This window comes from Enterobacter cloacae complex sp. IR5402 (assembly GCF_049238125.1).
GTDB classification, from domain to species: Bacteria; Pseudomonadota; Gammaproteobacteria; order Enterobacterales; family Enterobacteriaceae; genus Enterobacter; species Enterobacter hormaechei_C.
Window position 1 is genome coordinate 66,047 of record NZ_JBMKHO010000007.1, and the last position, 23,769, is coordinate 89,815.

Sequence of the window (23,769 nt, forward strand, 5' to 3'; positions counted from 1 at the left end):
GTCAGGCTCCTCGTGAAATGACAATCACCACCAGCACCGCCAGCTCGATCAGCGCCAGGCGGCGGAACAGTACGGGCACGGCGGCCCCCTGCCAGCCCGGCACCCAGCCCACCGGGTTCAGCCAGTGGCGCAGCTTCAGCACGGCGGCAAAGTTCTCTTTCACCGGCATGGCGAAACCGTGGGCGGTGATGACCATCGACTGCTCGTGTTCGTAGCCGCAGGCCCACGCCGCGCCGCGCGAGCGGGAGGCGAGACGGTCGCGTCTGAAGAACAGCATCAGCACGAACGGCAGGAGCGGCGCGGCAATCAGCAGCAGCGCCATCATCGGCTGGGAAACGACGGTATGCGCCGTGACCAGCGGCAGCGGAATAGCCTGGCCCAGCTGCGGCAGCAGCCACGGCGCGGCAACCCCGCCCGCGATGCAGCACAGCGCCAGCGCGACCACGCTGGTGGTCATCAGTACCGGGGCGCAGCAGGCGTTTTCCGCTTCTCGGGTGCGCGGCGCGCCCAGGAAGGTGACACCGTAAACTTTAGCCATACACATCACCGCCAGCGCGCCGGTGATCGCCAGGCCCACCGCCAGCAGCGGGCCGAGTAAACGCCCGATAAACGCCTCGCTCTGGCCGAGGGCGAAGAAGGATTGATAAATCACCCACTCGCCGGCAAAGCCGTTCAGCGGCGGCAGCGCAGCCATCGCCATCAGCCCGACCAGCATCGCCAGCGAAATGACGGGCATTTTTTTGCCAATCCCGCCGAGCTTCTCAATATCGCGGTGCCCGGTGCGGAACCAGACGCTGCCCGCGCCGAGGAACAGGGTGCTTTTAAACAGGCTGTGGTTGATAAGGTGATACAGACCGCCAATAAACCCGGCGGCAATCAGCGCCGGCTGGTTGAGCGCCAGCCCGGTGACGCCTGCGCCCATGCCGAGCAGGATAATCCCGATGTTCTCCAGGGTGTGGTACGCCAGCAGACGCTGGATGTTGTGCTCCATCAGCGCGTAGAGGCCACCGACGAACGCGGTGATCATCCCCGCAATCAGCAACGCCACGCCCCACCACAGCGGCGGCCGATCGCCCGTCAGGGTTATCGTCAGGATGCCGAACAGACCGACCTTCATCACCACGGTGGAGAACAGCGCAGCGGCCGGGGCTGAGGCATTGGCATGCGCCTGCGGCACCCAGCCGTGCAGCGGGATTATCCCGGCCAGCAGGCCAAAACCGACTACGCTCAACAGCCAGACGTCGTTGCCCAGCGGCTGGCCGTTAAGCGCGGCGAAATCCAGCGTGCCGAAACGCTGCCACACCAGCCAGCAGGCCAGCGCCAGCAGCAGCGTGCCGAGACGTCCGAGCGCAAACCACAGCTTGCCGGAGGCGCTGCATCCGGTCAGGAACACGCCGCACAGGGCCATGATTTCAGCCATCACCACCAGCGCGCCGAGGTTGCTGGCGACAACGGTACAGACCGCGGCGGCCATCAACAGGTTAACCAGCAGGCCGTTGGCTTTGGTGTGCTGATGGCGGTGCCAGTCGATATTAAACAGGCTGATAAACAGCCCGCACAGGCCAAAGGTTATCAGCCAGATGGCGTTCAGCGGCGTAAGCTCAACGGCGTGGTGAATCAGCGGGATGAGGGTGTCGACGGATTGCCCGTCGATCAGGACAACCCCGCCCGCCGCCAGCGTCATCAGGCTGCCGACCGCCCCGCCGATACCGGCGATCACGCCGCTCAGCGTTTTATGGAAGGCGAGGAGCAGCGCCAGGACAGCGGCGGCGGCAAACCAGGCCACGCCGCTGGTCATCATAACTATCGCGTTCATTTCGCCCCCTCGTTAAGCGCCCGCAGCAGCGAAAGATCGCCGACGTCGGTATTGATGGTCAGCTCACGCTTGCGTTTGCTGGTGCGAGCGATGTCGCGGATGTTGACCAGGACCAGCGCCCGGGTCGGGCAGGTCCGCACGCAGGCCGGACCCTGCTCATCGAAGCTGCACAGGTCGCACTTCACCGCAACGGCGCGAATGCCCGGCACCCAGTCCAGCAGCGTGCTCACACGTGCCGGAGCCGGTGGCGCAGGCGGCGCTTTCGGGGTATTGGCATTCGCCGGAATATGCAGCGGACGGCTGCCGGAAAACTCAATGGCGCCGAACGGACAGGCGATGCCGCACAGCTTGCAGCTCACGCACAGGCTTTCGTTCAGCTGTACCGCGCCGTCAACGCGGGTGATGGCATTGACAGGACAAACGCCCGCGCACGGGGCGTCTTCACAGTGGTGACAGAGCTGCGGGGCAGACTCTTTCTCATTACGCATGACGCGCAGGCGCGGCATGGACTGTAGCCCGTGCAGGCGGTGCGTTTCCGAGCACGCCGCCTCACAGGTTCGACAGCCAATACAGACCGTCGAGTCAGCAATTACAAAACGGTTCACCGGGTCATCCTCTGGTGATGGTCATTTTTGACGAAAAAAACTGTCTTATCGACACTTCTCGACACTCGCTTTTCAGGCCACGTTCGCGGAGGATTTTCCGTCGATCAGCTGTTTCAGGTTGATCGGCTGATCGTGCTCAACGGCGGCGTAGAGGCCGTTATAAACCGGCGCTATTTTCTCCAGATAGTGCTCCAGCACCTGCTGGCGATCGCGGTTGCTGACGTGACCGTCCACCATGCCGTCGGCCATCAGTTGAGCTTTCGCAATACACTGTTTTTCACCCTCTTTTGTCTCAACGTAATACTCAATGGTGTGGCTGTTGAAGCTCTCCGCCAGGGTGACAAAAATCGTGAAGTGACCAAACAACACAAAGCGCATGTCCCCCTGCGCCGTGCAGCTCATGGCATGGTGCAGACGGGCTTTTGACAGGGTGATCCCCTGAATCAGAGAGTTGCAGTAGAGGTGCCACTGATCCTGAAGCTGCTGATGACGTTGCGCGATGTAATCCGCTTTTTCGCTAATTTCCCAAATAGTCATAAAAGGTATCCGGTTAATGGAGTTAGCGGCTGTTAAGCAGTTTTCGTGCCAGTTTTTAATATGTTGATTTAAATATCTTTTAACAAGATACGTACTGTCACCGCCGCGGTGTCGACGTGTCATTTCGACAGCGTTGACATCGTCACGCCGTAACGCAAATCAAGCTGGCACTGTTATTGCATTGAAGGGGCAATTCATTAAGGAGGCGTCATGCACGAAATCACCCTCTGCCAGCGGGCACTGGAACTTATCGAACAGCAGGCTGTGCAGAACCATGCGAAGCGCGTGACCGGCGTCTGGCTGAAGGTCGGGGCGTTTTCCTGCGTCGAGACCAGCGCCCTCACCTTCTGTTTTGAGCTGGTGTGCCGCGGCACGCTGGCGGAAGGTTGCGCACTGCATATCGAGGAGCAGCAGGCGGAGTGCTGGTGCGAACAGTGTCAGGAGTACGTCACGCTGCTGTCATCGAAGGTACAGCGCTGTCCACAGTGCCAGAGCAGCGGGCTGCGCATCGTGGCGGATGACGGTATGCAGATCCAACGCCTCGAAATCGAGAAGGAGTAAAGTATGTGTAGTACCTGCGGTTGCGCTGAAGGCAACCTGTATATCGAAGGGGATGAACACCGCCCCCACTCCGCGTTTCGCTCCGCGCCCTTTTCCCCTGCCCCGCGTCCCGCGGCGGCACTGACCGGCATCACCTTCGCGCCGCAGCGTTCCGACGCGGGTGACCTGCATTACGGACGCGGCGAAGCGGGCACCCACGCGCCGGGCATCAGCCAGCGCCAGATGCTGGAGGTGGAGATTAACGTGCTGGATAAAAACAACCAGCTCGCCGTCCGCAATCGCGCCCGCTTTGCCGCGCGCGAACAGCTGGTGCTGAACCTGGTCTCCAGCCCCGGCTCCGGTAAAACCACGCTGCTGACCGAAACCCTCAAACGGCTGAATAAACGTGTCTCCTGCGCCGTTATCGAAGGTGACCAGCAAACGGTAAACGACGCCGCGCGCATCCGCGAAACCGGTACGCCTGCGATTCAGGTCAACACCGGGAAAGGGTGCCATCTGGACGCGCAGATGATTGCCGACGCCGCCCCGCGCCTGCCGCTGGCGAACAACGGCATCCTGTTCATTGAAAACGTCGGCAACCTGGTCTGCCCGGCAAGCTTCGACCTCGGCGAGCGGCATAAAGTGGCGGTACTCTCCGTGACCGAAGGGGAAGACAAGCCGCTGAAGTATCCGCATATGTTTGCCGCCGCCTCCCTCATGCTGCTGAACAAAGTCGACCTGCTGCCGTACCTGAATTTCGACGTGGATAAGTGCCTGGCTTACGCCCGCGAAGTGAACCCGGACATTGAGATCCTGCTGGTTTCCGCCACGCGCGGCGACGGGATGGACGCCTGGCTGAACTGGCTGGAGAACGAACGATGTGCATAGGCGTCCCCGGAAAAATTCATTCCATCGACGGCAATCAGGCTAAAGTGGAGGTATGCGGCATCCTGCGCGATGTCGACCTGACGCTGGTAGGCAGCCACGATGAGACCGGCGCATCGCGTCTCGGCCAGTGGGTGCTGGTCCACGTAGGTTTTGCCATGAGCGTGATTAATGAGGAAGAAGCCCGCGACACGCTGGACGCGCTACAGAATATGTTTGACGTCGAGCCGGACGTGGGCGCCCTGCTGTATGGGGAGGAACGATAACACATGCGTTACGTTGATGAATATCGCGCGCCTGAGCAGGTGTTGCAGCTTATCGATCGCCTGAAGTCCCGCGCGTCGCTGCTGGACTACACGAAAGAAAAACCGCTGCGGATCATGGAGGTGTGCGGCGGACACACCCACGCCATCTTTAAATTTGGCCTCGACCAGCTGCTGCCGGAGAACATCGAATTTATCCACGGCCCCGGCTGCCCGGTGTGCGTGCTGCCGATGGGGCGCATCGACAGCTGTCTCGACATCGCCAGCCGCCCCGGTGTGATTTTTTGCACCTTTGGCGATGCCATGCGTGTACCGGGAAAAAATGGCTCGCTGCTCCAGGCGAAGGCGCGCGGCGCGGACGTGCGGATCGTCTACTCACCGATGGATGCCCTGACGCTGGCGATGGCTAATCCTGAGCGTAAGGTCGTCTTTTTCGGGCTGGGTTTTGAAACCACCATGCCCGCCACCGCCATTACCCTCCAGCAGGCGAAAGCCCGCAACGTCACAAACTTTTACTTTTTCTGCCAGCACATCACGCTTATTCCCACGCTGCGCAGCCTGCTGGAAGCGCCAGATAACGGTATCGACGCGTTTCTGGCACCGGGCCACGTCAGCATGGTGATCGGCACAGAAGCCTACGGTTTTATCGCTGAACAGTACAATCGTCCGTTAGTGGTGGCTGGTTTCGAGCCACTTGATCTACTGCAAGGCGTGACCATGCTGGTTGAGCAGAAAATAGCGGCCCTGAGTGCGGTGGAAAATCAGTATCGCCGCGTGGTGCCCGATGCAGGTAACAGACGGGCACAGCAGGCAATAGCCGACGTGTTTAGCGTCGAAGGCGACAGCGAGTGGCGCGGACTGGGGCTGATTGCCGAATCCGGCGTACACCTGACGCCCGCGTATCGCGCCTTCGACGCCGAAGCGCATTTCCGACCGCAGCCGCAGCAGGTGTGCGACGATCCCCGCGCCCGCTGTGGCGACGTACTCACCGGAAAATGCAAACCTTATCACTGCCCGTTATTTGGCAACGCCTGTAACCCGCAAACCGCGTTTGGCGCGCTGATGGTCTCTTCAGAAGGGGCATGCGCCGCGTGGTATCACTATCGCAACCAGGAGTGTGAAGCATGAACACGGTGGAAATGGCGCACGGAAGCGGTGGACAGGCGATGCAGCAGCTGATTAACCGGCTGTTTATGGACGCCTTTAACAATCCCTGGCTCGCCGAGCAGGAAGATCAGGCGCGCATTGCGCTCTCAACCCTCACCGCACACGGTGACAGGCTGGCGTTCTCTACCGACAGCTACGTGATTGACCCGCTGTTCTTCCCGGGCGGCGATATCGGCAAGCTCGCCGTCTGCGGCACGGCAAACGACGTCGCCGTCAGCGGCGCGATCCCCCGCTACCTCTCCTGCGGGTTTATCCTCGAAGAAGGGTTACCGATGGAAACGCTCACGGCGGTGGTCAACAGCATGGCGCACACCGCCCGCGAGGCGGGGATCGCCATCGTCACCGGGGATACCAAGGTGGTGCAGCGCGGCGCGGCGGATAAGCTTTTTATCAACACCGCCGGGATGGGGGCGATCCCCGCCGATATTCACTGGGGCGCTCAACAGCTTTGCGCAGGCGACGTGCTGATTGTCAGCGGCACGCTGGGCTGCCACGGGGCAACCATCCTGAACCTGCGCGAAGGCCTGGGGCTGGACGGGGAACTGCGCAGTGACTGCGCGGTACTCACGCCGCTGATCCAGACGCTGCGCGACATGCCGGGCGTAAAAGCCCTGCGCGACGCCACGCGAGGCGGCGTGAATGCCGTGGTGCACGAATTTGCCGCAAGCAGCGGCTGCGGAATTGAGCTGACCGAGCGCGGCCTGCCTGTCAAAGGCGCCGTGCGCGGGCTATGCGAGCTATTAGGGCTAGACCCGCTTAACTTTGCCAACGAAGGCAAGCTGGTGATCGGCGTGGAACGCACGGCGGCGGAAGCCGTACTTGCACAGCTGCGCGCGCATCCATTAGGGAAAGACGCGGCCATCATCGGCGACGTGGTTGAGCGCAAAGGGGTGCGCCTGACCGGGCTTTACGGCGTGAAGCGCACGCTGGATCTGCCGCACGCTGAACCGTTACCCCGTATTTGCTAGACCGCATCAATAGCGGTCAGCGCCGAACGTCTCTTTTTGCCAGTTTCTATTGGAAAGCAACAATGCCGTATACACCGATGAGCGATCTTGGACAGCAGGGCCTGTTTGACATCACGCGCACACTTTTACAACAGCCCGACCTCGGCGCACTGAGCGATGCCCTGACGCGGCTGGTCAGGCAATCTGCGCTGGCGGACAGCGCCGCCATTGTGCTCTGGCATAGCGCAACCCACCGCGCGAGCTATTTCTCAACGCGTGATAACGGCAAAATCTTCGAATATGAAGATGAAACGTTTCTTGCCCACGGCCCGGTGCGGCGTATTCTCTCCCGCCCGGAAGCGCTGCACTGCAATTTTGACCAGTTTCGCCAGGCCTGGCCGAAGCTGGCAGAGAGCAACCTTTACCACCCTTTCGGCCACTACAGCATGCTGCCGCTGGCGGTGGAAGGGCAAATTTTTGGCGGCTGCGAGTTTATCCGCGATACCGACCAGCCCTGGAGCGAGGCGGAGTACGAACGCCTGCACACCTTTACCCAGATTGTGGCCGTTGTCGCGGAGCAGATCCAAAGCCGCGTCACCAATAACGTGGACTACGACCTGCTGAGCCGCGAGCGCGATAACTTCCGCATTCTGGTTGCCATCACCAACGCCGTGCTCTCCCGCCTGGACATGGATGAGCTGGTCAGCGAAGTATCAAAAGAGATCCATCACTATTTTAAAATCGATGCCATCAGCATTGCGCTACGCGGCAACCGGAAAGGCAAGCTGAACATCTACTCCACCCACTACCTTGATGAAGCTAACCCGGCGCACGAGCAGAGCGAAGTGGACGAAGCGGGAACGCTGTCCGAGCGGGTATTTAAAAGCAAAGAGATCCTGCTGCTCAATCTCAATGAACAGGATCCGGTAGCCCCCTACGAGCGGATGCTCTTCAACACCTGGGGCAACAAGATCCAGACCCTGTGCCTGCTGCCGCTGATGTCCGGCAACACCATGCTCGGCGTGCTCAAACTGGCGCAGTGCGATGAAGCCGTATTTACCACCGCCAACCTGAAGCTGCTGCGCCAGATCGCCGAGCGCATCTCCATCGCGCTGGATAACGCCCTCGCCTATCAGGAGATCCACCGCCTGAAGGAGCGGCTGGTGGACGAAAACCTGGCGCTGACCGAGCAGCTCAACAACGTGGACAGCGAGTTTGGCGAAATCATCGGGCGCAGCGATGCCATGTACAGCGTGCTCAAGCAGGTGGAGATGGTGGCGCAAAGCGACAGCACGGTGCTGATCCTCGGTGAAACCGGTACCGGGAAAGAGCTGATTGCCCGGGCGATCCACAACCTGAGCAACCGCAACAGCCGCCGGATGGTGAAGATGAACTGCGCGGCGATGCCTGCTGGCTTACTGGAAAGCGACCTGTTCGGCCACGAGCGCGGTGCCTTTACCGGCGCCAGCAGCCAGCGGCTGGGCCGTTTTGAGCTGGCGGATAAAAGCTCTTTGTTCCTCGACGAAGTGGGCGATATGCCGCTGGAGCTCCAGCCCAAGCTGCTGCGCGTGCTGCAGGAGCAGGAGTTTGAGCGCCTCGGCAGCAACAAGCTGATCCAGACCGACGTGCGTCTGATTGCCGCCACCAACCGCGATCTGAAAAAAATGGTCGCAGACCGTGAGTTCAGAAGCGATCTCTACTATCGCCTGAACGTGTTCCCGATCTGCCTGCCGCCGCTGCGCGAGCGCCCGGAAGATATTCCGCTGCTGGTGAAAGCCTTTACCGCGAAGATTGCCCGCCGGATGGGGCGAAATATCGACAGTATTCCTGCCGAAACGCTACGCACACTCTCGGCGATGGAGTGGCCGGGGAACGTGCGCGAGCTGGAAAACGTCATCGAGCGCGCGGTGCTGCTGACGCGCGGGAACGTGCTTCAGCTGTCCCTGCCGGAGGTTTCTCTTGCGGAAACGACCGTGGCCGCAACCGAGGTTGCGAAGGATGGAGAGGATGAATATCAGCTCATTTTGCGCGTGCTCAGGGAGACCAACGGCGTGGTGGCCGGGCCGAAAGGCGCGGCGCAACGGCTGGGGCTGAAGCGTACCACCCTGCTCTCGCGCATGAAGCGTCTGGGAATCGATAAAGAGAGCCTGAATTAACCCGTCATTCCGGCGCCGTATATGGCGCCGCCTTTCATCACTCTGCGTAATTGTCCCACATTGACACAATATATTTTCCTCTGTATAAAATTCCGCCTTAATAATGCGTTTCATTTGCATCAAAATAATTTTAATGAAGGTAGCGTTTAATGAAGAAGGTTCTCTGCGCGTTAGGCCTGGCGGTTGCATCAATGAGTACAGCTCTGGCTACCACGTACCCGCTCACGATAGAAAACTGCGGGTATAAAGAAACCTTCACCAAAGCGCCGGAACGCGTTGTGGCCCTGGGGCAGAATACCGTCGAGATCCTGCTTCTGCTGGGTCTGGAAGATAAGGTGAAAGCCAGCGCGTTCTGGCCGACCAAAGTATTGCCGCAGCTGGCTGAGCAGAATGCAAAAATCAAAACCCTGACCGTCGAAATTCCGACGCTTGAATCCATTCTTGCGCAAAACCCTGATTTTGTTCCTGCACAGCTGCCGCTGCTGCTCGGGCCTGAAAGTAAGGTCGCAAAGCGTGAAGATCTGGCAACCGTTGGGGTAAACAGCTACTTGTCCCCGGGCATGTGCGCCACTAAAAAAGCCGCAGGCGACATGTACGGCAGCCGCCAGAAGCTGTGGGACATGACCTACCTTTATAAAGAGATTGAAGATTTCGCTAAGATTTTCAACGTGGAAGCGCGCGGCCAGGCCGTTATCGCCGACTTTAAAAAGCGTGAGGCGGACCTGCGCCAGGAGTTTGGCAAAAACAACAAAGACCTCTCCTTTGTTTTCTGGTTCTCAAGCTCCTCACCTTCGGCTGATGCCTATGTCGGCGGCAAAAACAGCGCCTCTGGCTTTATTGCTAACGTGCTGGGCGGCCATAACGCCATTACCTCTGAGACCGAATGGCCGACCGTGGGCTGGGAAAGTATTATTGCCGCTAATCCGGACGTGATTGTGGTCTCCAGCCTGGATCGTAACCGCTGGGCGCTGGACAACGCCGAAGAAAAAATCAAATTCCTGAAAAGCGATCCAGCCGTCAGCCAGATGGAGGCGGTGAAGAAGGGTCATATTGTGGTGATGGACGGCCAGGCCATGAACCCGACGATTCGCACGCTTTACGGTGCTGAGCAGGTCGGCGAACAGCTCAGAAAACTGGGACTGAACTGATGACCACCGCCGTACTTCAGATGCGGCAGGGGGTGCTCCTGACCACGTCATGCCTGCTCGCCTTCGTGCTGTTGTTTCTGGTGATCGCCCTTGGCGTCAGCATCGGTGAGTTGTCTATCCCGCTCAATAACGTGTTCTACGCCATCAGCAATAAGCTGGGGCTGACTGACGTTCCGCTCAACCGCATCTACGAGAGCGTCATCTGGGACTTTCGCCTCAGCCGCGCGCTGGTGGCGGCCTGCTGCGGAGCCGGGTTGGCCATCTGCGGGGCCGTATTGCAGAGCCTTTTGAAGAATGCGCTGGCGGAACCTTACGTGCTCGGCGTGTCGGCGGGAGCGTCAACCGGGGCGGTGTCAGTCGTCGTATTGGGTCTCGGCACCGGCGCAGTGTCGCTTTCTGCGGGCGCGTTTGCCGGAGCCTTCGCCGCCTTTGCCTTCGTCGCCTTCCTGACCAACGGCGCGCGCGGCGGCAATGAACGCACGATCCTGGCGGGCGTAGCGGCCTCTCAGCTGTTTAACGCCATTACCGCCTATACCATCAGCACCTCTGCCAGCGCGCAACAGGCGCGCGACGTGATGTTCTGGCTGCTGGGCAGCTTTAGCGGCGTACGCTGGCCGGAATTCCAGCTGGCGCTGGTAGTGGTACTGGCGGGGCTGGCCGTCTGTCTTTATTATTCCCGTGCGCTGGACGCCTTTACGTTCGGTGATGATGCCGCCGCCTCGTTGGGCATTGCCGTGCCCTGGGTGCGCCTGGCCTTGTTTACCACCACCGCCCTGATCACCGCGACCATCGTCAGCATGGCGGGCTCTATTGGTTTTGTCGGGCTGGTCGTGCCGCACGTTATGCGTTTCCTGTTCGGGCCGCTGCACCGCACGCTGCTGATAGCCAGCGCGCTGGCGGGGGCGATCCTGATGGTGCTGGCCGACATCGCCTCGCGGATGCTGATTGCTCCGCAAAGCCTGCCGGTTGGCGTCGTTACCGCGCTGGTTGGCGTACCGTTCTTCGCCGTTATTATCTACCGCTCAAGGAATAAGTAATGAGCATCTGCGCCGAGAAAATCACCTGGAAGGTAGGTAAAAAGATCATTGTGAATAATGTTTCGCTGAAGGTTTCCCGGGGCGAAACGGTGGGCCTGCTTGGCCCTAACGGCTGCGGTAAATCCTCGCTGTTGCGCATACTGGCAGGTCTGCGCCGCCCGGATGCCGGGTGCGTGACGCTGGACGGACAGGACATTGCCCGCATTGCCAAAAAGCAGCTGGCGCGGCGCGTGGCGTTTGTTGAACAGCACGGAATGACCGACGCCAATATGCGCGTGCGTGACGTCGTCAAACTGGGGCGAATTCCGCACCATTCTCCCTTCTCAAACTGGAGCGCGCAGGATGGCGAAACCGTCACCGCCGCCCTGCAACGCGTGGATATGCTGGATCGCAGCGAACAGGGCTGGCTGAGCTTATCCGGCGGCGAGCGTCAGCGGGTACATATCGCCCGCGCGCTGGCGCAAACGCCCACCGAGATCCTGCTGGATGAACCGACCAACCATCTGGACATTCATCATCAGATGCAGCTCATGCAGCTTATCAGTGAGCTGCCGGTAACCAGCATCGTCGCCATTCACGATCTTAACCACGCATCCATGTTCTGCGATTCGCTGATTGTGATGCAGCAAGGGCAGATTGTGGCGACCGGAACGCCGCAGGAAATCTTATCCGAGGAACTACTCTGGGACGTCTTCAGGGTGAAAACCAGAATCGAGATCTCACCGTACCACGGCAAAAAACACATCCATTTTATCGTGTAGGGGTGAGTTAAAACGATGCCTCTTCGCACTGCCAACACCCTCTGGCCGCCCGTTCTGCTGGGCAGCCAGTTTGTGTTTAATATCGGCTTTTACGCGGTCGTCCCCTTCCTGGCGATCTTCTTACGTGACGATATGCTGCTCTCCGGCGGGCTGATTGGGCTGGTGCTGGGGCTGCGCACCTTCTCCCAGCAGGGGATGTTTATTGTCGGCGGCGCGCTTTCAGATCGGTTTGGCGCGAAGAGCGTGATCCTCAGCGGCTGCATTGTTCGTGTGGCGGGTTATTTGCTGCTGGCCTTTGGGCAATCCCTGTGGCCCGTCATTCTGGGGGCCTGTCTGACGGGCGTTGGCGGCGCGCTGTTCTCACCGTCGATAGAGGCCCTGCTGGCAAAAGCGGGAACGCAAAGTGAGGCAAAGGGTAAACGCAGCCGCGCGGAGTGGTTTGCGCTGTTTGCGGTGTGCGGTGAACTTGGCGCCGTTCTTGGCCCGGTGATGGGTGCGCTGCTGACGGGGCTGGGTTTCCGCCAGGTTGCGCTCGCGGGGGCGGGAATATTTATCGTTGCGCTCGTGGTGCTCTTTTTCTGCCTGCCCGCGGCGCACCGCAGCACGAAGCCGCTGAAAATTCTGCCCTGGTGGACGACGTTCCGCCAGCCGCGTTTCGTCGCCTTTATCATCGCCTACAGTTCGTGGCTGTTAAGCTATAACCAGCTCTATCTGGCGCTGCCGGTGGAGATCCAACGCGCCGGCGGGAACGAAAAAGATCTGGGGCCGCTGTTTATGCTGGCCTCGGTGCTGATTATTGTTCTGCAGCTGCCCCTTGCCCGTTTCGCCCGAAACGTCGGCGCGGTCCGGATCTTACCGGTGGGCTTTTTGCTGCTTTCCGCCTCGTTTGCAAGCGTGGCGCTCTTTGCCGCGACGGAGCCGCCGGAGGGCTGGCTGCGCCTGCTGCCCTCTGCAAGCCTTGTCACGCTGCTGACGCTCGGACAAATGCTGCTGGTGCCGTCGGCTAAAGATTTGATCCCGCGCTTTGCCGAGGAGTCAACGCTTGGAGCGCACTATGGCGCACTCTCAACCGCCGGCGGCATCGCGGTGCTGGTGGGGAATTTAGGTTTAGGCAGCCTGCTGGACAAGGCGCTGGTGCCCTCGACGGAGGCCATTTACCCGTGGCTGCTGCTGGCGGTGTTTCCACTGTGCAGCGCGGTCGCGCTGAGCGTGATTTGCCGCCCGCTGCGGCGCTGAAGCGCCTATTTTTTAGGTCGATACTTTTCAGGCAGTTCCGGAACCGGACGGCGATCGTCAATAAGGTGGCGAAGAGTCAGAATCGGATGACGCCATAGCATTCGTGGCCCCGCCCAGCGCATCACCTGCTTCATCTCCTCACGTCTGGCGGGCTGATAGCAGTGCACCGGGCACTGTTTGCAGGCGGGTTTTTCCTCACCAAAGATGCATTTATCCAGGCGCTTATCCGCGTAGGCATTCAGCGCCTGATAATGGCCCTCATCCTTTACCGCCTGCGGACAGTTTTTTTCATACAGGGCGATCATTTTCGCGATCGTCTCTTTTTCGCGCGCAATGCGTTTCCCCGCCATTTTCATCCCCCCTCAATAACACGCATTCAGAATACCATTTTAAAAAAGGGATTTCAGTCGTTGCATTCTGTTTTCTGAAGGCGCCTTCCAGTCTTCGCTCTTTCCTGACGCGTTTTTACTGTTATTTTATACAGGCAGTCTGAACACACGTTGCCAACAGTTACCGGAGGATCTATGCAAGGAATGGCTATCACCAAACCGTATCGTCACTTAAAAGTGGGTTATTTCAGAAAGCGTCATGAAGATCGTAAAACCAAGATCCCAACGCGTTACAGCGTACACGCAGCCCTGAATCTGAAAGGGGACTGGCTCGAAAAAGCAGGCTTTTTAACCCATTCGCAGGTTCGGGTGGAGGTCGGGCCGGGTAAAATAATTATCGAACTCATTAAAGAGCCGGATGATGGACATCCCGGCCATGTCGTTCAGCGAGAGCAGTAAAAAATAGGGCGTTTTCCGACAGAAAACATAAACCCACGGGGCCCCTGCTGCGTAATGGAATAATTCAGGTTTTTCTTCGGATACAGAAAGAAGTCAGGGAGAATTTCATTCATAATCTCATTTGGTGCGGTTTGCTGACCATTAATGTCATGTATATTTACCGATGTAAAATGGAATGAGTCTTTATTTTCTGTCCATACATAGGAGACATCTCTGCGGATAACGCCAGCAAGTTTATCATTTTTATAATAGGCTCCGCTTAGCGCAATGACGCCAGTCTGCTTCTTCATCGTGTACATGAAGTCCATCGTCAGGTTAGCGCGAATATCCTCATGATAGACGACGATTGACGCTGAACAGGCCTCCGTATTTTCACTGTTTTGCTGGTGTAGACGGTATAGCCATGCGGCCAGTGCGCCAGCGAGGAAGAATACCAGAAACAACAGAACGGTTGCCTTTTTGGTCATCAGAGATGTCCTCTAAAATAGAGCGAAATACATCCGGCATTTGCTTTTATTTCAAAGGGTTCTCTGCAAGCAAGAACGGAAAGCGCCGGAGCATGGCTGGATGAGGAAAAATAGACCCACGGATATTTTTTACAATCAAGCCCCGTGTCTAAAATGATTTTTATAAATCGCCTGAAGTTGCCGACGCCACGAATATCATCGTTTTGCGAGGAAAAATGACAGCCGTTCTGTGTAAGAGTAATTGGATAATCCCTGAAAAAATCTTTTTCCGGGTTATCATGTAAAAGGTATTGAAACGCAAAGAAACCGGCACAAAACGCGATTATCATTAAAGCTGTCGGGAAAATATACTGGCGTAATTGACGCTGTTTTTTCCTCCCACCCGGCATTACGGGAATATTTTCGACAGGTTTATCCTTTGTTTCAACCGGAGAGGTTTCCACTCCCGTCGCTGTCGCTTTTTTTCCGTCATCAACACAGTCCGTGTCAACGCGGGTTACCCTGACATTTTTCTCTATCTGGAATCCTTTTCTCGGCACCGTCGCCACCAGCGTATCGTCCGTCTCTCCTGTGGTCCGGAGCCCGCGTCGAATTATAGAGATATTCTGATAAAGCGTATTTGCCGGAACCAGCATGCCGTCCTCGCCCCAGACTTTATCAAAGAAGTATTTCTGCGTAACGACTTCTGGAAATGATTCTAAAAGAAGGTTCAGACAACGGCTGGCAGGGGTTGTCAGAATTACATTTAAGTCAGGACGGGTCAACGAAATCAGCAAATTCCTCTCTGGACAAAATTTAATTTTATCGTTAATTATCCAGAACATATGCCGCTCGCTTACGATAAACAGAATAGTTAACTGCCGGGGTGAAGTGTAATTATACTCTGCGGTCAACCCTTGTCAAAGCAGGCGGTTATCACTTTTTCCTTCCGCATTTACCTGTTCCGACAGAACATTAATGCCGCGGATAAGGACCAGATTTACAGTCAATCGCAATATTTAATAGTCGGGCCTCTTTTTAAAGTATATTCACCCGCGGGATGAACGTAATAACGAGTAACGGACGCTAAATGCGATGTATGCGTGGATTAACGCTGTACAGCGCGACAGCACCTTGAGTGCCGGATTAGCTACAAGGATGGAATGAGGTACGCATTTTACAGAAAGAGCCCTTTCCTGCTGTTTTCCTGCCATACAGACTTCGTTATCATGGTCGCCATACATCGATGAATGAAACGCAGGATTCATGAGTTCCAATGAGCGGATATGTAACCAGACAACAAAAAAATACAACTCATTGAAATTTAAGAACATGGACACCAGGATTTTATGAGCACACTTGAGAATTTTGACGCCCACACGCCAATGATGCAGCAGTACCTGAAGCTGAAAGCGCAGCATCCGGAAATCCTGCTCTTTTACCGTATGGGCGATTTTTATGAGCTTTTTTATGATGATGCGAAACGTGCGTCTCAGCTGCTCGACATTTCCCTGACGAAACGTGGCGCGTCGGCAGGCGAGCCCATCCCGATGGCGGGTATCCCGCATCACGCGGTTGAAAACTATCTGGCGAAGCTGGTGAACCAGGGCGAGTCTGTCGCAATCTGCGAACAAATTGGTGACCCGGCCACATCGAAAGGCCCTGTTGAGCGCAAGGTCGTACGCATCGTCACGCCGGGAACCATCAGCGATGAGGCCCTGCTTCAGGAGCGCCAGGATAACCTGCTGGCGGCGATCTGGCAGGATGGTAAAGGGTTTGGCTACGCCACGCTGGATATCAGCTCCGGTCGTTTTCGCCTGAGTGAACCGGCTGACCGTGAAACCATGGCGGCTGAACTACAGCGCACTAATCCGGCAGAACTGCTTTATGCAGAGGATTTCGCCGAGATGGCGCTGATTGAAGGTCGCCGCGGCCTGCGTCGTCGTCCACTGTGGGAGTTCGAAATTGATACCGCGCGCCAGCAGTTGAACCTGCAATTTGGCACGCGCGATTTGATTGGCTTTGGCGTGGAAAACGCCCCGCGCGGGCTGTGTGCCGCAGGCTGCCTGTTGCAGTACGTTAAGGATACGCAACGTACCGCCCTGCCCCATATTCGTTCCATCACCATGGAGCGTCAGCAGGACAGCATCATCATGGATGCCGCCACGCGCCGCAACCTGGAGATCACGCAGAACCTCGCTGGCGGCATGGAAAATACGCTGGCGTCGGTTCTTGACAGCACGGTTACCCCCATGGGCAGCCGTATGCTCAAACGCTGGCTGCATATGCCGATCCGCAATACCGAAACGCTGACTGGCCGCCAGCAAACCATTGCCGCATTGCAGGATCGTTACACCGAATTGCAGCCGGTGCTGCGTCAGGTGGGTGATCTTGAGCGTATCCTGGCGCGCCTGGCCTTGCGCACCGCGCGTCCACGCGATCTCGCCCGTATGCGGCACGCGTTCCAGCAGTTGCCGGAACTGCGCGCTCAGCTGGGAGAGATCGACAGCGCGCCAGTGCAAAAGCTGCGCGAAACCATGGGCGAATTTACCGAGCTTCGCGAACTGCTGGAACGCGCCATCATTGATGCGCCGCCTGTTCTGGTGCGGGATGGCGGGGTTATTGCTCCGGGTTACAACGAAGAGCTGGACGAATGGCGTGCGCTGGCCGATGGCGCGACGGATTATCTGGATAAGCTGGAAATCCGCGAGCGTGAACGTCTGGGGCTCGACACCCTGAAAGTCGGCTACAACGCGGTACACGGTTACTATATCCAGATCAGCCGTGGGCAGAGCCACCTGGCCCCGATTCACTACGTTCGCCGCCAGACGCTGAAAAATGCCGAGCGCTACATTATACCCGAGCTGAAAGAGTACGAAGACAAAGTGCTCACGTCGAAAGGTAAAGCGCTGGCGCTGGAGAAACAGCTGTATGACGAGCTGTTCGACATCCTGATGCCGCACCTGGCTGACCTGCAACTGAGCGCCGCTGCGCTGGCCGAGCTGGATGTCCTGGTAAACCTGGCTGAGCGAGCCGACACGCTGAATTACACCTGTCCGACCTTTACTGACAAACCCGGCATTCGCATTACCGAAGGCCGCCACCCGGTGGTTGAGCAGGTGCTGAACGAGCCGTTTATTGCCAACCCGTTGAACCTGTCACCGCAGCGAAGAATGCTGATCATTACCGGCCCCAACATGGGCGGTAAAAGCACCTATATGCGCCAGACAGCCCTTATCGCGCTGCTCGCCTACATCGGCAGCTACGTTCCGGCGCAGAAGGTTGAGATTGGCCCTATCGACCGTATCTTCACCCGTGTGGGTGCGGCGGACGATCTGGCGAGCGGTCGCTCTACCTTTATGGTCGAGATGACCGAAACCGCCAACATTCTGCATAACGCGACAGAGAACAGTCTGGTGTTGATGGACGAAGTAGGACGCGGTACCTCCACCTATGACGGCCTGTCTCTGGCCTGGGCGTGCGCGGAAAGTCTGGCAAATAAAATCAAAGCGCTGACGCTGTTCGCAACGCACTATTTCGAACTGACACAGCTGCCAGAGAAAATGGAAGGCGTGGCTAACGTCCACCTTGATGCGCTTGAGCACGGCGACACCATCGCCTTTATGCACACGGTGCAGGACGGCGCGGCAAGCAAGAGTTATGGCCTGGCCGTCGCGGCGCTGGCGGGCGTGCCAAAAGAGGTGATCAAGCGCGCGCGTCAGAAATTGCGTGAACTGGAAAGTTTGTCACCGAATGCGGCGGCGACGCAGATAGATGGTACGCAGATGTCACTGCTGGCGGTCCCGGAAGAGACCTCTCCGGCCGTGGAAGCGCTGGAAAATCTCGACCCGGATTCGCTGACGCCGCGTCAGGCGCTGGAGTGGATTTATCGGTTGAAGAGTCTGGTTTAGTTCTCTGCGGTCTTTTGCCCGGTGGCGGCTTCGCCTTACCCGGCCTACAAAACCCGTAGGCCCGGTATGCGTAGCGCCACCGGGCTTTTTTTTACAGCAGCGGCGGGATCGTCGGCACCTGCGGTGCTTCATCAATATCCTTCTGGGTCATGCGGAACGCTTCCGGGTAATGCTCGCGGCTGGTACGGCGCAGCGGTTCGGTATCGCGCCAGGTATACAGACAGTGCTGACACTGATATACCGTCCAGACACCTTTCACCGGTGATGTTGCCATCACTTCAATATGTTCATCGGCACAACGTGGACAAATCATTTTTTCCTCCTTATTGACGTGCCGCCAGCATCGCGGTCAGTTTTTCGGCCCAGGCTTTGGTTTCAGGGAGATCCTGTACCGGCTGGCTGTAGTGACCACGGTTGTCCGGGGCAACCGGGGTGGTGGCATCAATGATCAGCTTGTCAGTGATCCCCGCCGGGCTGGAGCCGGGGTCAAGCTCGAGCACAGACATATTCGGTAGCTGCACCAGATCGCCTGCCGGATTGACCTTTGATGACAGCGCCCACATCACCTGCGGCAGGTTAAACGGATCGACGTCTTCATCCACCATAATCACCATTTTCACGTAACCCAGACCGTGTGGCGTGGTCATGGCGCGGAGGCCGACCGCGCGGGCAAAACCGCCGTAACGCTTTTTAGTGGAGATAATCGCCAGCAGACCGTGGGTGTACATGGCGTTTACCGCCTGCACTTCCGGGAATTCCGACTTTAGCTGCTGATAGAGCGGTACGCAGGTGGCGGGCCCCATCAGATAATCAATCTCGGTCCACGGCATGCCGAGGTAAAGGGATTCGAAAATGGGTTTGGTGCGGTAAGAGACTTTATCAATGCGTACGACCGTCATGTTGCGCCCGCCGGAGTAGTGTCCGGTAAACTCACCGAATGGCCCTTCAATTTCACGTTTCCGGCCTTCAATCACCCCTTCGAGGATCACTTCCGACCCCCACGGCACATCGAAACCGGTCAGCGGAGCCGTCGCAATCGGATACGGGCTTTCGCGTAGCGCACCGGCCATCTCATACTCGGATTGATCGTATTTCAGCGGCGTGGCGCCCATCAGGGTGATGATCGGATCGTTACCCAGCGTAATGGCAATAGGCAGGTCTTCGCCGCGCTCTTCTGCCTTATGCAGATGCAGCGCGATATCATGCATCGGCACCGGTTGCAGGCCGAGCTTACGCTTGCCCTTCACTTCCATACGGTAGATCCCGACGTTCTGTTTGCCGAAGTGATCGGGGTCGAGCGGATCGCGGGAGACAACGCACGCTTTATCGAGATAAAAGCCTCCGTCACCGTCGTTCAGGCGGAACAGCGGCAGAATGTCGAACAGGTTGATGTCTTCCCCGTCCACCGTGTTCTGCGCCCAGGCCGGATTTGCACGACGCTCTGGCGAGACGGGGAATTTGTCCCAGCGACGAATAAACTCGTCGATCTGTTTTTTCACCGGGGTATTCGCTGGCAGCCCCATCGAAATAGCATGGTTTTGCCACGAGCCGATAGTGTTCATCACCACACGGGCATCGGTGAAGCCGCGAATATTATCGAACCACAGCGCAGGCGCACCGTCACCGATGCGTCCGGTCGCGTTGGCGGCCGCCGCCAGATCCGGCTCGGCGTTAACCTCTTCCTCAATTTTCAGCAGTTGCCCTTGCTCATCGAGCGCCTGCAAGAAGCTTCTCAAATCATCAAATGCCATCTTTATTCTCCTGTGAAAAATGTTTCGCTGCCTGCAAACCTTCCCAGCGTCGGGCTTTTTTATGCTCCAGACCAAACTGGTCGAGAACACGGGTCACGATATGCTGGGTAATGTCATCGGCGGTTTGCGGGTGGTTGTAGTACGCAGGCATAGGCGGCACCATCGCCACGCCCATACGGGAAAGAGCAAGCATGTTCTCGAGATGGATGGTGCTGAGCGGCGTCTCACGGGGAACCAGCACCAGCTTGCGCCCCTCTTTCAACACTACGTCTGCCGCACGCCCTACCAGCCCTTCGGCGTAGCCCGCGCGGATACCCGCCAGCGTTTTCATGCTGCACGGGATGACGATCATGCCGTCGGTGCGAAACGAGCCGGAGGAGATGGTGGCAGCCTGATCGGCCGGGCTATGGACGACATCCGCCAGTGCAGCAACGTCATGCGCAGTGAAGGGCGTTTCCAGCTCAATGGTGGTTTTTGCCCACTTCGACATCACCAGGTGCGTTTCCACCTCCGGCATTTCCCGCAGCGCCTGTAACAACGCCACGCCTAATGGCGCACCCGTCGCGCCCGTCATTCCCACAATCAATCTCATTCAGCACCTCAATTAATTTGTTCGTATACGAACATGTTAATTAAACTACGCCTTGATCCTGCTGCTGACAAGATCGTTCGCATACGATCACACTAATCGCTAAAAAACTCTCGCGTTAAAATTCAGCCCAAGAGCGGCTATCATAGAGGGAGTATTTTTCCGTCGGAGTGTCCATGGAGTTAAGACAAGAAGCTTTCCACCTGCTACGTCAGCTTTTTCAACAGCATACCGCCCAGTGGCAGCACGCATTGCCTGAACTGACCAAGCCACAATATGCGGTGATGCGGTCAATTGCTGAAAATCCTGGTATTGAGCAGGTTGCCCTGACTGAAGTCGCGGTGAGCACCAAAGCGACGCTGGCAGAAATGCTGAGCCGCATGGAAGCACGCGGCCTGGTCAGGCGCGAGCACGATCCGGCAGACAAACGCCGTCGGTTTGTCTTTCTGACTGCCGAAGGAGAGGCCCTGCTTGAGAGCAGTAAACCGATTGGAAATGAGGTGGATGAGGCATTTCTGGGGCGCCTTAACGGCGCGGAACGAGAGCAATTTTCAGCGCTCATTAAAAAAATGATGCAGGGTTAAGTCACCCTGACGCGCATAAAATCAATAAATGTTCGCACTTTCGCGGGCACATGCCGGGCATCGGGATAAACGGCATAGATGCCCTGCTGAGCAAACGTGTATGCCGGTAACAGCGAGACCAGTTCCCCCGCATCCAGTGCGTTACGCACCAGCCACTCCGGCAGCAGCGCCACTCCACATCCCGCGAGGGCAAAAGCCATCAGCGCCTGGGCGCTGTCTGCATACAGGCGCGGCGCTTTCTTGATCTCAAAGGAAACCGGATGTCCATCAACACCTCTCACCTGCCAGCGCAGCGGCGACGTTAAACGCTCGTGAATGATCCAGTCCGCTTCCGCCAGTTGTTCCAGCGAGTCAACCGGATGGTTTGCCAGCCAGCCTGGCGTTGCCACGGGCAGGATGGTGAAGGAGGTCATCAACGCGGCGTGGTAGCGCGAATCTGCAAGCGTGCCGAGCCGGATAGCGACATCGAAGCGCTCGGCGATAAGATCGGCATGCAAAGAGGACGAGACATGCCGCACGCGAAGGTCCGGGTGCAACTGGCTAAATTCAGCCAGCAAAGGCACCACCACCTGCGAGCCATATTCGGGCGTGGTGGTGATCCGCAGTTCTCCCGTCAGCCCGGCGTGGTTGGCGCGAACGTCATCCTGCAATCGCTCTGCATCCCGTAACAGCATCACGCTTCGTTGATGAAAGAGCTTCCCCGCCTCGGTCAGCGTCAGGCGTCGGGTGGTTCGCAGCAACAGGGTGACGCCCAGCTCCTCTTCAAGCTGACGAATATGAAAGCTGACCACCGCTTTTGTCAGCCCCATCGCCTCCGCCGCGGCGGTGAAACTGCCGGTGTCCGCTACGGCGATAAACATTGCCGTACGCTGTAAATTAAGCATCGCTTGCCTGGTTAACTGTCAAAATAATGTTGACAGTATATCGTGCTTTGTCGCGTTTATCCGTAACGTGCGGGCCGATACGATACGCCACCTCACCGGAGGAACTTCCATGACGTATCGCAGCAAAATCGCCGTCGTCTTTCTGCTCGGCTTTTTCCTTGATTTGATAAACATGTTTATTGCCAGCGTCGCCTTTCCGGCGATGGCTCGCGCTTTCAATACCACACCTTCCGCGCTTGCCTGGGTAAGTAACGGATACATTGCCGGGCTGACGCTAGTCATCCCTTTCAGCAGTATCCTGATGCGCCGCGTCGGGCCGAAGCGCGTTATCCTGCTCTCACTGCTTCTCTTTAGCGCGGCCTCCGTTGCGGCGGGTCTCTCATCTTCGCTGGAAAGTCTGATTGCCTGGCGAGTCGTGCAGGGCGCCGGAGGGGGGTTACTGATCCCGGTTGGTCAGGCGCTGACCTGGCAACAGTTTAAGCCTCATGAGCGGGCCAGACTCTCCTCGGCGGTGATGCTGGTCGCACTGCTTGCCCCCGCGTGCTCACCGGCTGTGGGCGGTATGCTGGTTCAGACATTCAGCTGGCGCTGGATATTTTTTGCCACCCTGCCCGTCGTCATTGTCACCTTTGCTTTGGCCTGCGCGTGGCTTAAAACAGAACCGTCGCCGATAACCCCCACCAGGACAGTAAACCTGTCTTTGCTGACGGATCCGCTGTTGCGCTTATCCATGCTTATCTATGTGTGCGTACCCGGCATTTTTATCGGCGTGAACGTAACGGGCATGTATTACCTCCAGAGCGAGGCCAATATGACACCCGCCGCAACGGGCATGCTTATGCTGCCGTGGTCTGTGGCTTCGTTTTTGGCTATCACCGCGACAGGACGCTATTTCAACCGTATCGGCCCCCGGCCGCTGGTGGTCATCGGTTGCCTTTTGCAGGCGACGGGCATTCTGCTTTTAGTTAACGTCGGCCCGGCAATGCTGCTACCTGCCGTTGCGTTTGCGCTGATGGGCGCGGGGGGAAGCCTTTGCAGCAGTACGGCTCAGAGCAGCGCGTTTATGACGATGCGACCGGAAAATATGCCTGATGCCAGCGCGCTATGGAATCTGAATCGTCAGTTGAGCTTTTTTGCGGGTGCCCTGCTGCTGGCGCAGGCGCTGAGCTTCATGCAGGCTTATCTCTCGCAGCTAGCAGCCTGGCACGGGATGTTTGTTTTTGCCGCAGTCATCACTCTACTGCCCGTACTGTACGTCTACCGTCTTAACAACACGCAGTTACTTGCGCAACTGCAACAGGAGCAATCATGACCCATTTCGAACAAGAGATCCTCGACATTCACGTCGCCCTTGAAAACTGGTTAGGTGCAGGCGAAGGCAATCGGGACGCCCTGCTCGCCCGTTTCCGTCCGGATTTTCTGATGGTTCCACCGAGTGGCAACCCGTTAGATCATCACGCGCTTGCCCAATTTTTATATGCGCAGCGGGGAACCCGACCCGGGCTCAGGATCGGTATTGACGCGTTAACAACGCTTCAGACATGGGACAACGGCGCGGTGCTCCATTACCGGGAGACGCAAACCCGGCCAGGCCAGCCCGTCAACGTGCGCTGGTCAACCGCGGTGCTTAATCAGGAAGGGGATAACATCACCTGGCGTTTGCTGCACGAAACGGCGCAGCCGTAAGGCATAAAAAAGGCCCGTCTCACGACGGGCCT

The 23,769-nt window shown here is 57.7% G+C and carries 25 protein-coding genes; 15 read left to right on the forward strand and 10 right to left on the reverse strand.

Annotated elements, in window-relative coordinates:
- Nucleotide 1: 1 nt before the first annotated feature.
- The 3 genes from hycC to hycA all read right to left on the reverse strand — a co-directional run bounded on the left by hycC (nucleotide 2) and on the right by hycA (nucleotide 2,958).
- Complete coding sequence (hycC, locus tag ACOTXL_RS13620; RefSeq protein ID WP_045350947.1) at nucleotides 2–1,816, reverse strand: formate hydrogenlyase subunit 3; 1,815 nt, start codon at nucleotides 1,814–1,816, stop codon at nucleotides 2–4.
- Complete coding sequence (locus ACOTXL_RS13625) at nucleotides 1,813–2,421, reverse strand: 4Fe-4S dicluster domain-containing protein (protein WP_017692772.1); 609 nt, start codon at nucleotides 2,419–2,421, stop codon at nucleotides 1,813–1,815. The genes hycC and ACOTXL_RS13625 overlap by 4 nt, the downstream gene beginning before the upstream one ends.
- Nucleotides 2,422–2,493: 72 nt before the next feature.
- Nucleotides 2,494–2,958, reverse strand: coding sequence for a formate hydrogenlyase regulator HycA (hycA, locus tag ACOTXL_RS13630; RefSeq protein ID WP_045350948.1), 465 nt, complete (start codon nucleotides 2,956–2,958; stop codon nucleotides 2,494–2,496).
- Between the two features lie 210 nt (nucleotides 2,959–3,168).
- Between hycA and hypA the strand changes: the two genes are divergently transcribed.
- From hypA to ACOTXL_RS13680, 10 genes are all read left to right on the forward strand, one after another.
- Nucleotides 3,169–3,519 carry a hydrogenase maturation nickel metallochaperone HypA gene (gene hypA / locus ACOTXL_RS13635; protein WP_022651745.1) on the forward strand — a complete coding sequence of 117 codons (351 nt, stop codon included), beginning with the start codon at nucleotides 3,169–3,171 and terminating at the stop codon, nucleotides 3,517–3,519.
- Nucleotides 3,520–3,522: 3 nt separating this feature from the next.
- Nucleotides 3,523–4,386 carry a hydrogenase nickel incorporation protein HypB gene (gene hypB, locus ACOTXL_RS13640; protein ID WP_023323665.1) on the forward strand — a complete coding sequence of 288 codons (864 nt, stop codon included), beginning with the start codon at nucleotides 3,523–3,525 and terminating at the stop codon, nucleotides 4,384–4,386.
- On the forward strand, nucleotides 4,377–4,649 hold the full coding sequence (locus ACOTXL_RS13645) for a HypC/HybG/HupF family hydrogenase formation chaperone (RefSeq protein ID WP_022649170.1): 273 nt from the start codon (nucleotides 4,377–4,379) through the stop codon (nucleotides 4,647–4,649). The genes hypB and ACOTXL_RS13645 overlap by 10 nt, the downstream gene beginning before the upstream one ends.
- A 3-nt stretch (nucleotides 4,650–4,652) precedes the next feature.
- Complete coding sequence (gene hypD, locus ACOTXL_RS13650) at nucleotides 4,653–5,774, forward strand: hydrogenase formation protein HypD (RefSeq protein WP_032610032.1); 1,122 nt, start codon at nucleotides 4,653–4,655, stop codon at nucleotides 5,772–5,774.
- Nucleotides 5,771–6,781, forward strand: coding sequence for a hydrogenase expression/formation protein HypE (gene hypE, locus ACOTXL_RS13655; protein WP_003862131.1), 1,011 nt, complete (start codon nucleotides 5,771–5,773; stop codon nucleotides 6,779–6,781). Before hypD ends, hypE begins: the two co-directional genes overlap by 4 nt.
- A 62-nt stretch (nucleotides 6,782–6,843) precedes the next feature.
- A complete protein-coding gene (flhA, locus tag ACOTXL_RS13660) occupies nucleotides 6,844–8,916 on the forward strand; it encodes a formate hydrogenlyase transcriptional activator FlhA (protein WP_023323668.1) in 2,073 nt (690 codons plus the stop codon).
- Between the two features lie 149 nt (nucleotides 8,917–9,065).
- Nucleotides 9,066–10,064, forward strand: coding sequence for an ABC transporter substrate-binding protein (locus ACOTXL_RS13665; RefSeq protein ID WP_045350949.1), 999 nt, complete (start codon nucleotides 9,066–9,068; stop codon nucleotides 10,062–10,064).
- Nucleotides 10,064–11,101, forward strand: coding sequence for a FecCD family ABC transporter permease (locus ACOTXL_RS13670; protein ID WP_022651750.1), 1,038 nt, complete (start codon nucleotides 10,064–10,066; stop codon nucleotides 11,099–11,101). The genes ACOTXL_RS13665 and ACOTXL_RS13670 overlap by 1 nt, the downstream gene beginning before the upstream one ends.
- Nucleotides 11,101–11,862 (forward strand): ABC transporter ATP-binding protein, encoded by a 762-nt coding sequence (locus ACOTXL_RS13675; protein ID WP_045350950.1) that lies wholly within the window; start codon nucleotides 11,101–11,103, stop codon nucleotides 11,860–11,862. The genes ACOTXL_RS13670 and ACOTXL_RS13675 overlap by 1 nt, the downstream gene beginning before the upstream one ends.
- A gap of 15 nt (nucleotides 11,863–11,877) precedes the next feature.
- Nucleotides 11,878–13,098: an MDR family MFS transporter gene (locus ACOTXL_RS13680; protein ID WP_045350951.1), complete on the forward strand. Its 1,221-nt coding sequence runs from the start codon at nucleotides 11,878–11,880 to the stop codon at nucleotides 13,096–13,098.
- A gap of 5 nt (nucleotides 13,099–13,103) precedes the next feature.
- Here the strand turns inward: ACOTXL_RS13680 and ACOTXL_RS13685 are convergent, their stop codons facing one another.
- Nucleotides 13,104–13,448 (reverse strand): nitrous oxide-stimulated promoter family protein, encoded by a 345-nt coding sequence (locus ACOTXL_RS13685; RefSeq protein WP_032610039.1) that lies wholly within the window; start codon nucleotides 13,446–13,448, stop codon nucleotides 13,104–13,106.
- Nucleotides 13,449–13,622: 174 nt separating this feature from the next.
- Between ACOTXL_RS13685 and ACOTXL_RS13690 the strand changes: the two genes are divergently transcribed.
- On the forward strand, nucleotides 13,623–13,886 hold the full coding sequence (locus ACOTXL_RS13690) for a SymE family type I addiction module toxin (RefSeq protein WP_023314732.1): 264 nt from the start codon (nucleotides 13,623–13,625) through the stop codon (nucleotides 13,884–13,886).
- Here the strand turns inward: ACOTXL_RS13690 and ACOTXL_RS13695 are convergent.
- Both ACOTXL_RS13695 and ACOTXL_RS13700 read right to left on the reverse strand, forming a co-directional pair.
- Nucleotides 13,871–14,353 carry a hypothetical protein gene (locus tag ACOTXL_RS13695; protein WP_023314733.1) on the reverse strand — a complete coding sequence of 161 codons (483 nt, stop codon included), beginning with the start codon at nucleotides 14,351–14,353 and terminating at the stop codon, nucleotides 13,871–13,873. The genes ACOTXL_RS13690 and ACOTXL_RS13695 overlap by 16 nt on opposite strands.
- On the reverse strand, nucleotides 14,353–15,177 hold the full coding sequence (locus tag ACOTXL_RS13700; protein ID WP_032610277.1) for a winged helix-turn-helix domain-containing protein: 825 nt from the start codon (nucleotides 15,175–15,177) through the stop codon (nucleotides 14,353–14,355). Before ACOTXL_RS13700 ends, ACOTXL_RS13695 begins: the two co-directional genes overlap by 1 nt.
- Nucleotides 15,178–15,681: 504 nt before the next feature.
- Between ACOTXL_RS13700 and mutS the strand changes: the two genes are divergently transcribed.
- Nucleotides 15,682–18,243, forward strand: a complete 2,562-nt coding sequence (mutS, locus tag ACOTXL_RS13705; RefSeq protein WP_023323671.1) for a DNA mismatch repair protein MutS — start codon at nucleotides 15,682–15,684, stop codon at nucleotides 18,241–18,243.
- Nucleotides 18,244–18,334: 91 nt separating this feature from the next.
- On the opposite strand, the gene ACOTXL_RS13710 is transcribed toward mutS, so the two are convergent.
- Genes ACOTXL_RS13710 through ACOTXL_RS13720 form a run of 3 tightly spaced genes read right to left on the reverse strand, consistent with a single transcriptional unit; the run spans nucleotide 18,335 to nucleotide 20,586 of the window.
- A complete protein-coding gene (locus tag ACOTXL_RS13710; RefSeq protein ID WP_003862116.1) occupies nucleotides 18,335–18,556 on the reverse strand; it encodes a non-oxidative hydroxyarylic acid decarboxylases subunit D in 222 nt (73 codons plus the stop codon).
- Nucleotides 18,557–18,566: 10 nt separating this feature from the next.
- A complete protein-coding gene (locus ACOTXL_RS13715; RefSeq protein WP_023314736.1) occupies nucleotides 18,567–19,994 on the reverse strand; it encodes a non-oxidative hydroxyarylic acid decarboxylases subunit C in 1,428 nt (475 codons plus the stop codon).
- Nucleotides 19,984–20,586, reverse strand: coding sequence for a non-oxidative hydroxyarylic acid decarboxylases subunit B (locus ACOTXL_RS13720; RefSeq protein ID WP_003862111.1), 603 nt, complete (start codon nucleotides 20,584–20,586; stop codon nucleotides 19,984–19,986). Before ACOTXL_RS13720 ends, ACOTXL_RS13715 begins: the two co-directional genes overlap by 11 nt.
- 173 nt (nucleotides 20,587–20,759) lie before the next feature.
- On the opposite strand from ACOTXL_RS13720, the gene ACOTXL_RS13725 reads away from it, so the two are divergent.
- The gene (locus ACOTXL_RS13725; RefSeq protein WP_022651767.1) at nucleotides 20,760–21,167 is read left to right on the forward strand and encodes a MarR family winged helix-turn-helix transcriptional regulator; all 408 of its coding nucleotides are present in this window, start codon (nucleotides 20,760–20,762) and stop codon (nucleotides 21,165–21,167) included.
- On the opposite strand, the gene ACOTXL_RS13730 is transcribed toward ACOTXL_RS13725, so the two are convergent.
- Complete coding sequence (locus tag ACOTXL_RS13730; RefSeq protein WP_003862107.1) at nucleotides 21,164–22,051, reverse strand: LysR family transcriptional regulator; 888 nt, start codon at nucleotides 22,049–22,051, stop codon at nucleotides 21,164–21,166. The genes ACOTXL_RS13725 and ACOTXL_RS13730 overlap by 4 nt on opposite strands.
- A 109-nt stretch (nucleotides 22,052–22,160) precedes the next feature.
- On the opposite strand from ACOTXL_RS13730, the gene ACOTXL_RS13735 reads away from it, so the two are divergent.
- Together ACOTXL_RS13735 and ACOTXL_RS13740 are read left to right on the forward strand one after the other, a co-directional pair.
- Complete coding sequence (locus tag ACOTXL_RS13735; RefSeq protein WP_045350952.1) at nucleotides 22,161–23,363, forward strand: MFS transporter; 1,203 nt, start codon at nucleotides 22,161–22,163, stop codon at nucleotides 23,361–23,363.
- Complete coding sequence (locus ACOTXL_RS13740) at nucleotides 23,360–23,737, forward strand: DUF4440 domain-containing protein (RefSeq protein ID WP_022651771.1); 378 nt, start codon at nucleotides 23,360–23,362, stop codon at nucleotides 23,735–23,737. Before ACOTXL_RS13735 ends, ACOTXL_RS13740 begins: the two co-directional genes overlap by 4 nt.
- Nucleotides 23,738–23,769 lie beyond the last annotated feature (32 nt).

Bases quoted from the DNA above. Each gene is read 5' to 3' on its own strand.
- ACOTXL_RS13695 (WP_023314733.1), bottom strand. From the start codon at position 14,353: ATGACCAAAAAGGCAACCGTTCTGTTGTTTCTGGTATTCTTCCTCGCT.
- ACOTXL_RS13740 (WP_022651771.1), top strand. From the start codon at position 23,360: ATGACCCATTTCGAACAAGAGATCCTCGACATTCACGTCGCCCTTGAA.
- hypD (WP_032610032.1), top strand. From the start codon at position 4,653: ATGCGTTACGTTGATGAATATCGCGCGCCTGAGCAGGTGTTGCAGCTT.
- ACOTXL_RS13715 (WP_023314736.1), bottom strand. From the start codon at position 19,994: ATGGCATTTGATGATTTGAGAAGCTTCTTGCAGGCGCTCGATGAGCAA.
- hycA (WP_045350948.1), bottom strand. From the start codon at position 2,958: ATGACTATTTGGGAAATTAGCGAAAAAGCGGATTACATCGCGCAACGT.
- hypB (WP_023323665.1), top strand. From the start codon at position 3,523: ATGTGTAGTACCTGCGGTTGCGCTGAAGGCAACCTGTATATCGAAGGG.
- ACOTXL_RS13735 (WP_045350952.1), top strand. From the start codon at position 22,161: ATGACGTATCGCAGCAAAATCGCCGTCGTCTTTCTGCTCGGCTTTTTC.
- ACOTXL_RS13665 (WP_045350949.1), top strand. From the start codon at position 9,066: ATGAAGAAGGTTCTCTGCGCGTTAGGCCTGGCGGTTGCATCAATGAGT.
- ACOTXL_RS13680 (WP_045350951.1), top strand. From the start codon at position 11,878: ATGCCTCTTCGCACTGCCAACACCCTCTGGCCGCCCGTTCTGCTGGGC.
- ACOTXL_RS13685 (WP_032610039.1), bottom strand. From the start codon at position 13,448: ATGGCGGGGAAACGCATTGCGCGCGAAAAAGAGACGATCGCGAAAATG.
- ACOTXL_RS13670 (WP_022651750.1), top strand. From the start codon at position 10,064: ATGACCACCGCCGTACTTCAGATGCGGCAGGGGGTGCTCCTGACCACG.
- ACOTXL_RS13675 (WP_045350950.1), top strand. From the start codon at position 11,101: ATGAGCATCTGCGCCGAGAAAATCACCTGGAAGGTAGGTAAAAAGATC.
- mutS (WP_023323671.1), top strand. From the start codon at position 15,682: ATGAGCACACTTGAGAATTTTGACGCCCACACGCCAATGATGCAGCAG.
- ACOTXL_RS13645 (WP_022649170.1), top strand. From the start codon at position 4,377: ATGTGCATAGGCGTCCCCGGAAAAATTCATTCCATCGACGGCAATCAG.
- ACOTXL_RS13730 (WP_003862107.1), bottom strand. From the start codon at position 22,051: ATGCTTAATTTACAGCGTACGGCAATGTTTATCGCCGTAGCGGACACC.
- hypA (WP_022651745.1), top strand. From the start codon at position 3,169: ATGCACGAAATCACCCTCTGCCAGCGGGCACTGGAACTTATCGAACAG.
- hycC (WP_045350947.1), bottom strand. From the start codon at position 1,816: ATGAACGCGATAGTTATGATGACCAGCGGCGTGGCCTGGTTTGCCGCC.
- ACOTXL_RS13690 (WP_023314732.1), top strand. From the start codon at position 13,623: ATGCAAGGAATGGCTATCACCAAACCGTATCGTCACTTAAAAGTGGGT.
- ACOTXL_RS13710 (WP_003862116.1), bottom strand. From the start codon at position 18,556: ATGATTTGTCCACGTTGTGCCGATGAACATATTGAAGTGATGGCAACA.
- hypE (WP_003862131.1), top strand. From the start codon at position 5,771: ATGAACACGGTGGAAATGGCGCACGGAAGCGGTGGACAGGCGATGCAG.
- ACOTXL_RS13725 (WP_022651767.1), top strand. From the start codon at position 20,760: ATGGAGTTAAGACAAGAAGCTTTCCACCTGCTACGTCAGCTTTTTCAA.
- ACOTXL_RS13720 (WP_003862111.1), bottom strand. From the start codon at position 20,586: ATGAGATTGATTGTGGGAATGACGGGCGCGACGGGTGCGCCATTAGGC.
- flhA (WP_023323668.1), top strand. From the start codon at position 6,844: ATGCCGTATACACCGATGAGCGATCTTGGACAGCAGGGCCTGTTTGAC.
- ACOTXL_RS13700 (WP_032610277.1), bottom strand. From the start codon at position 15,177: ATGTTCTGGATAATTAACGATAAAATTAAATTTTGTCCAGAGAGGAAT.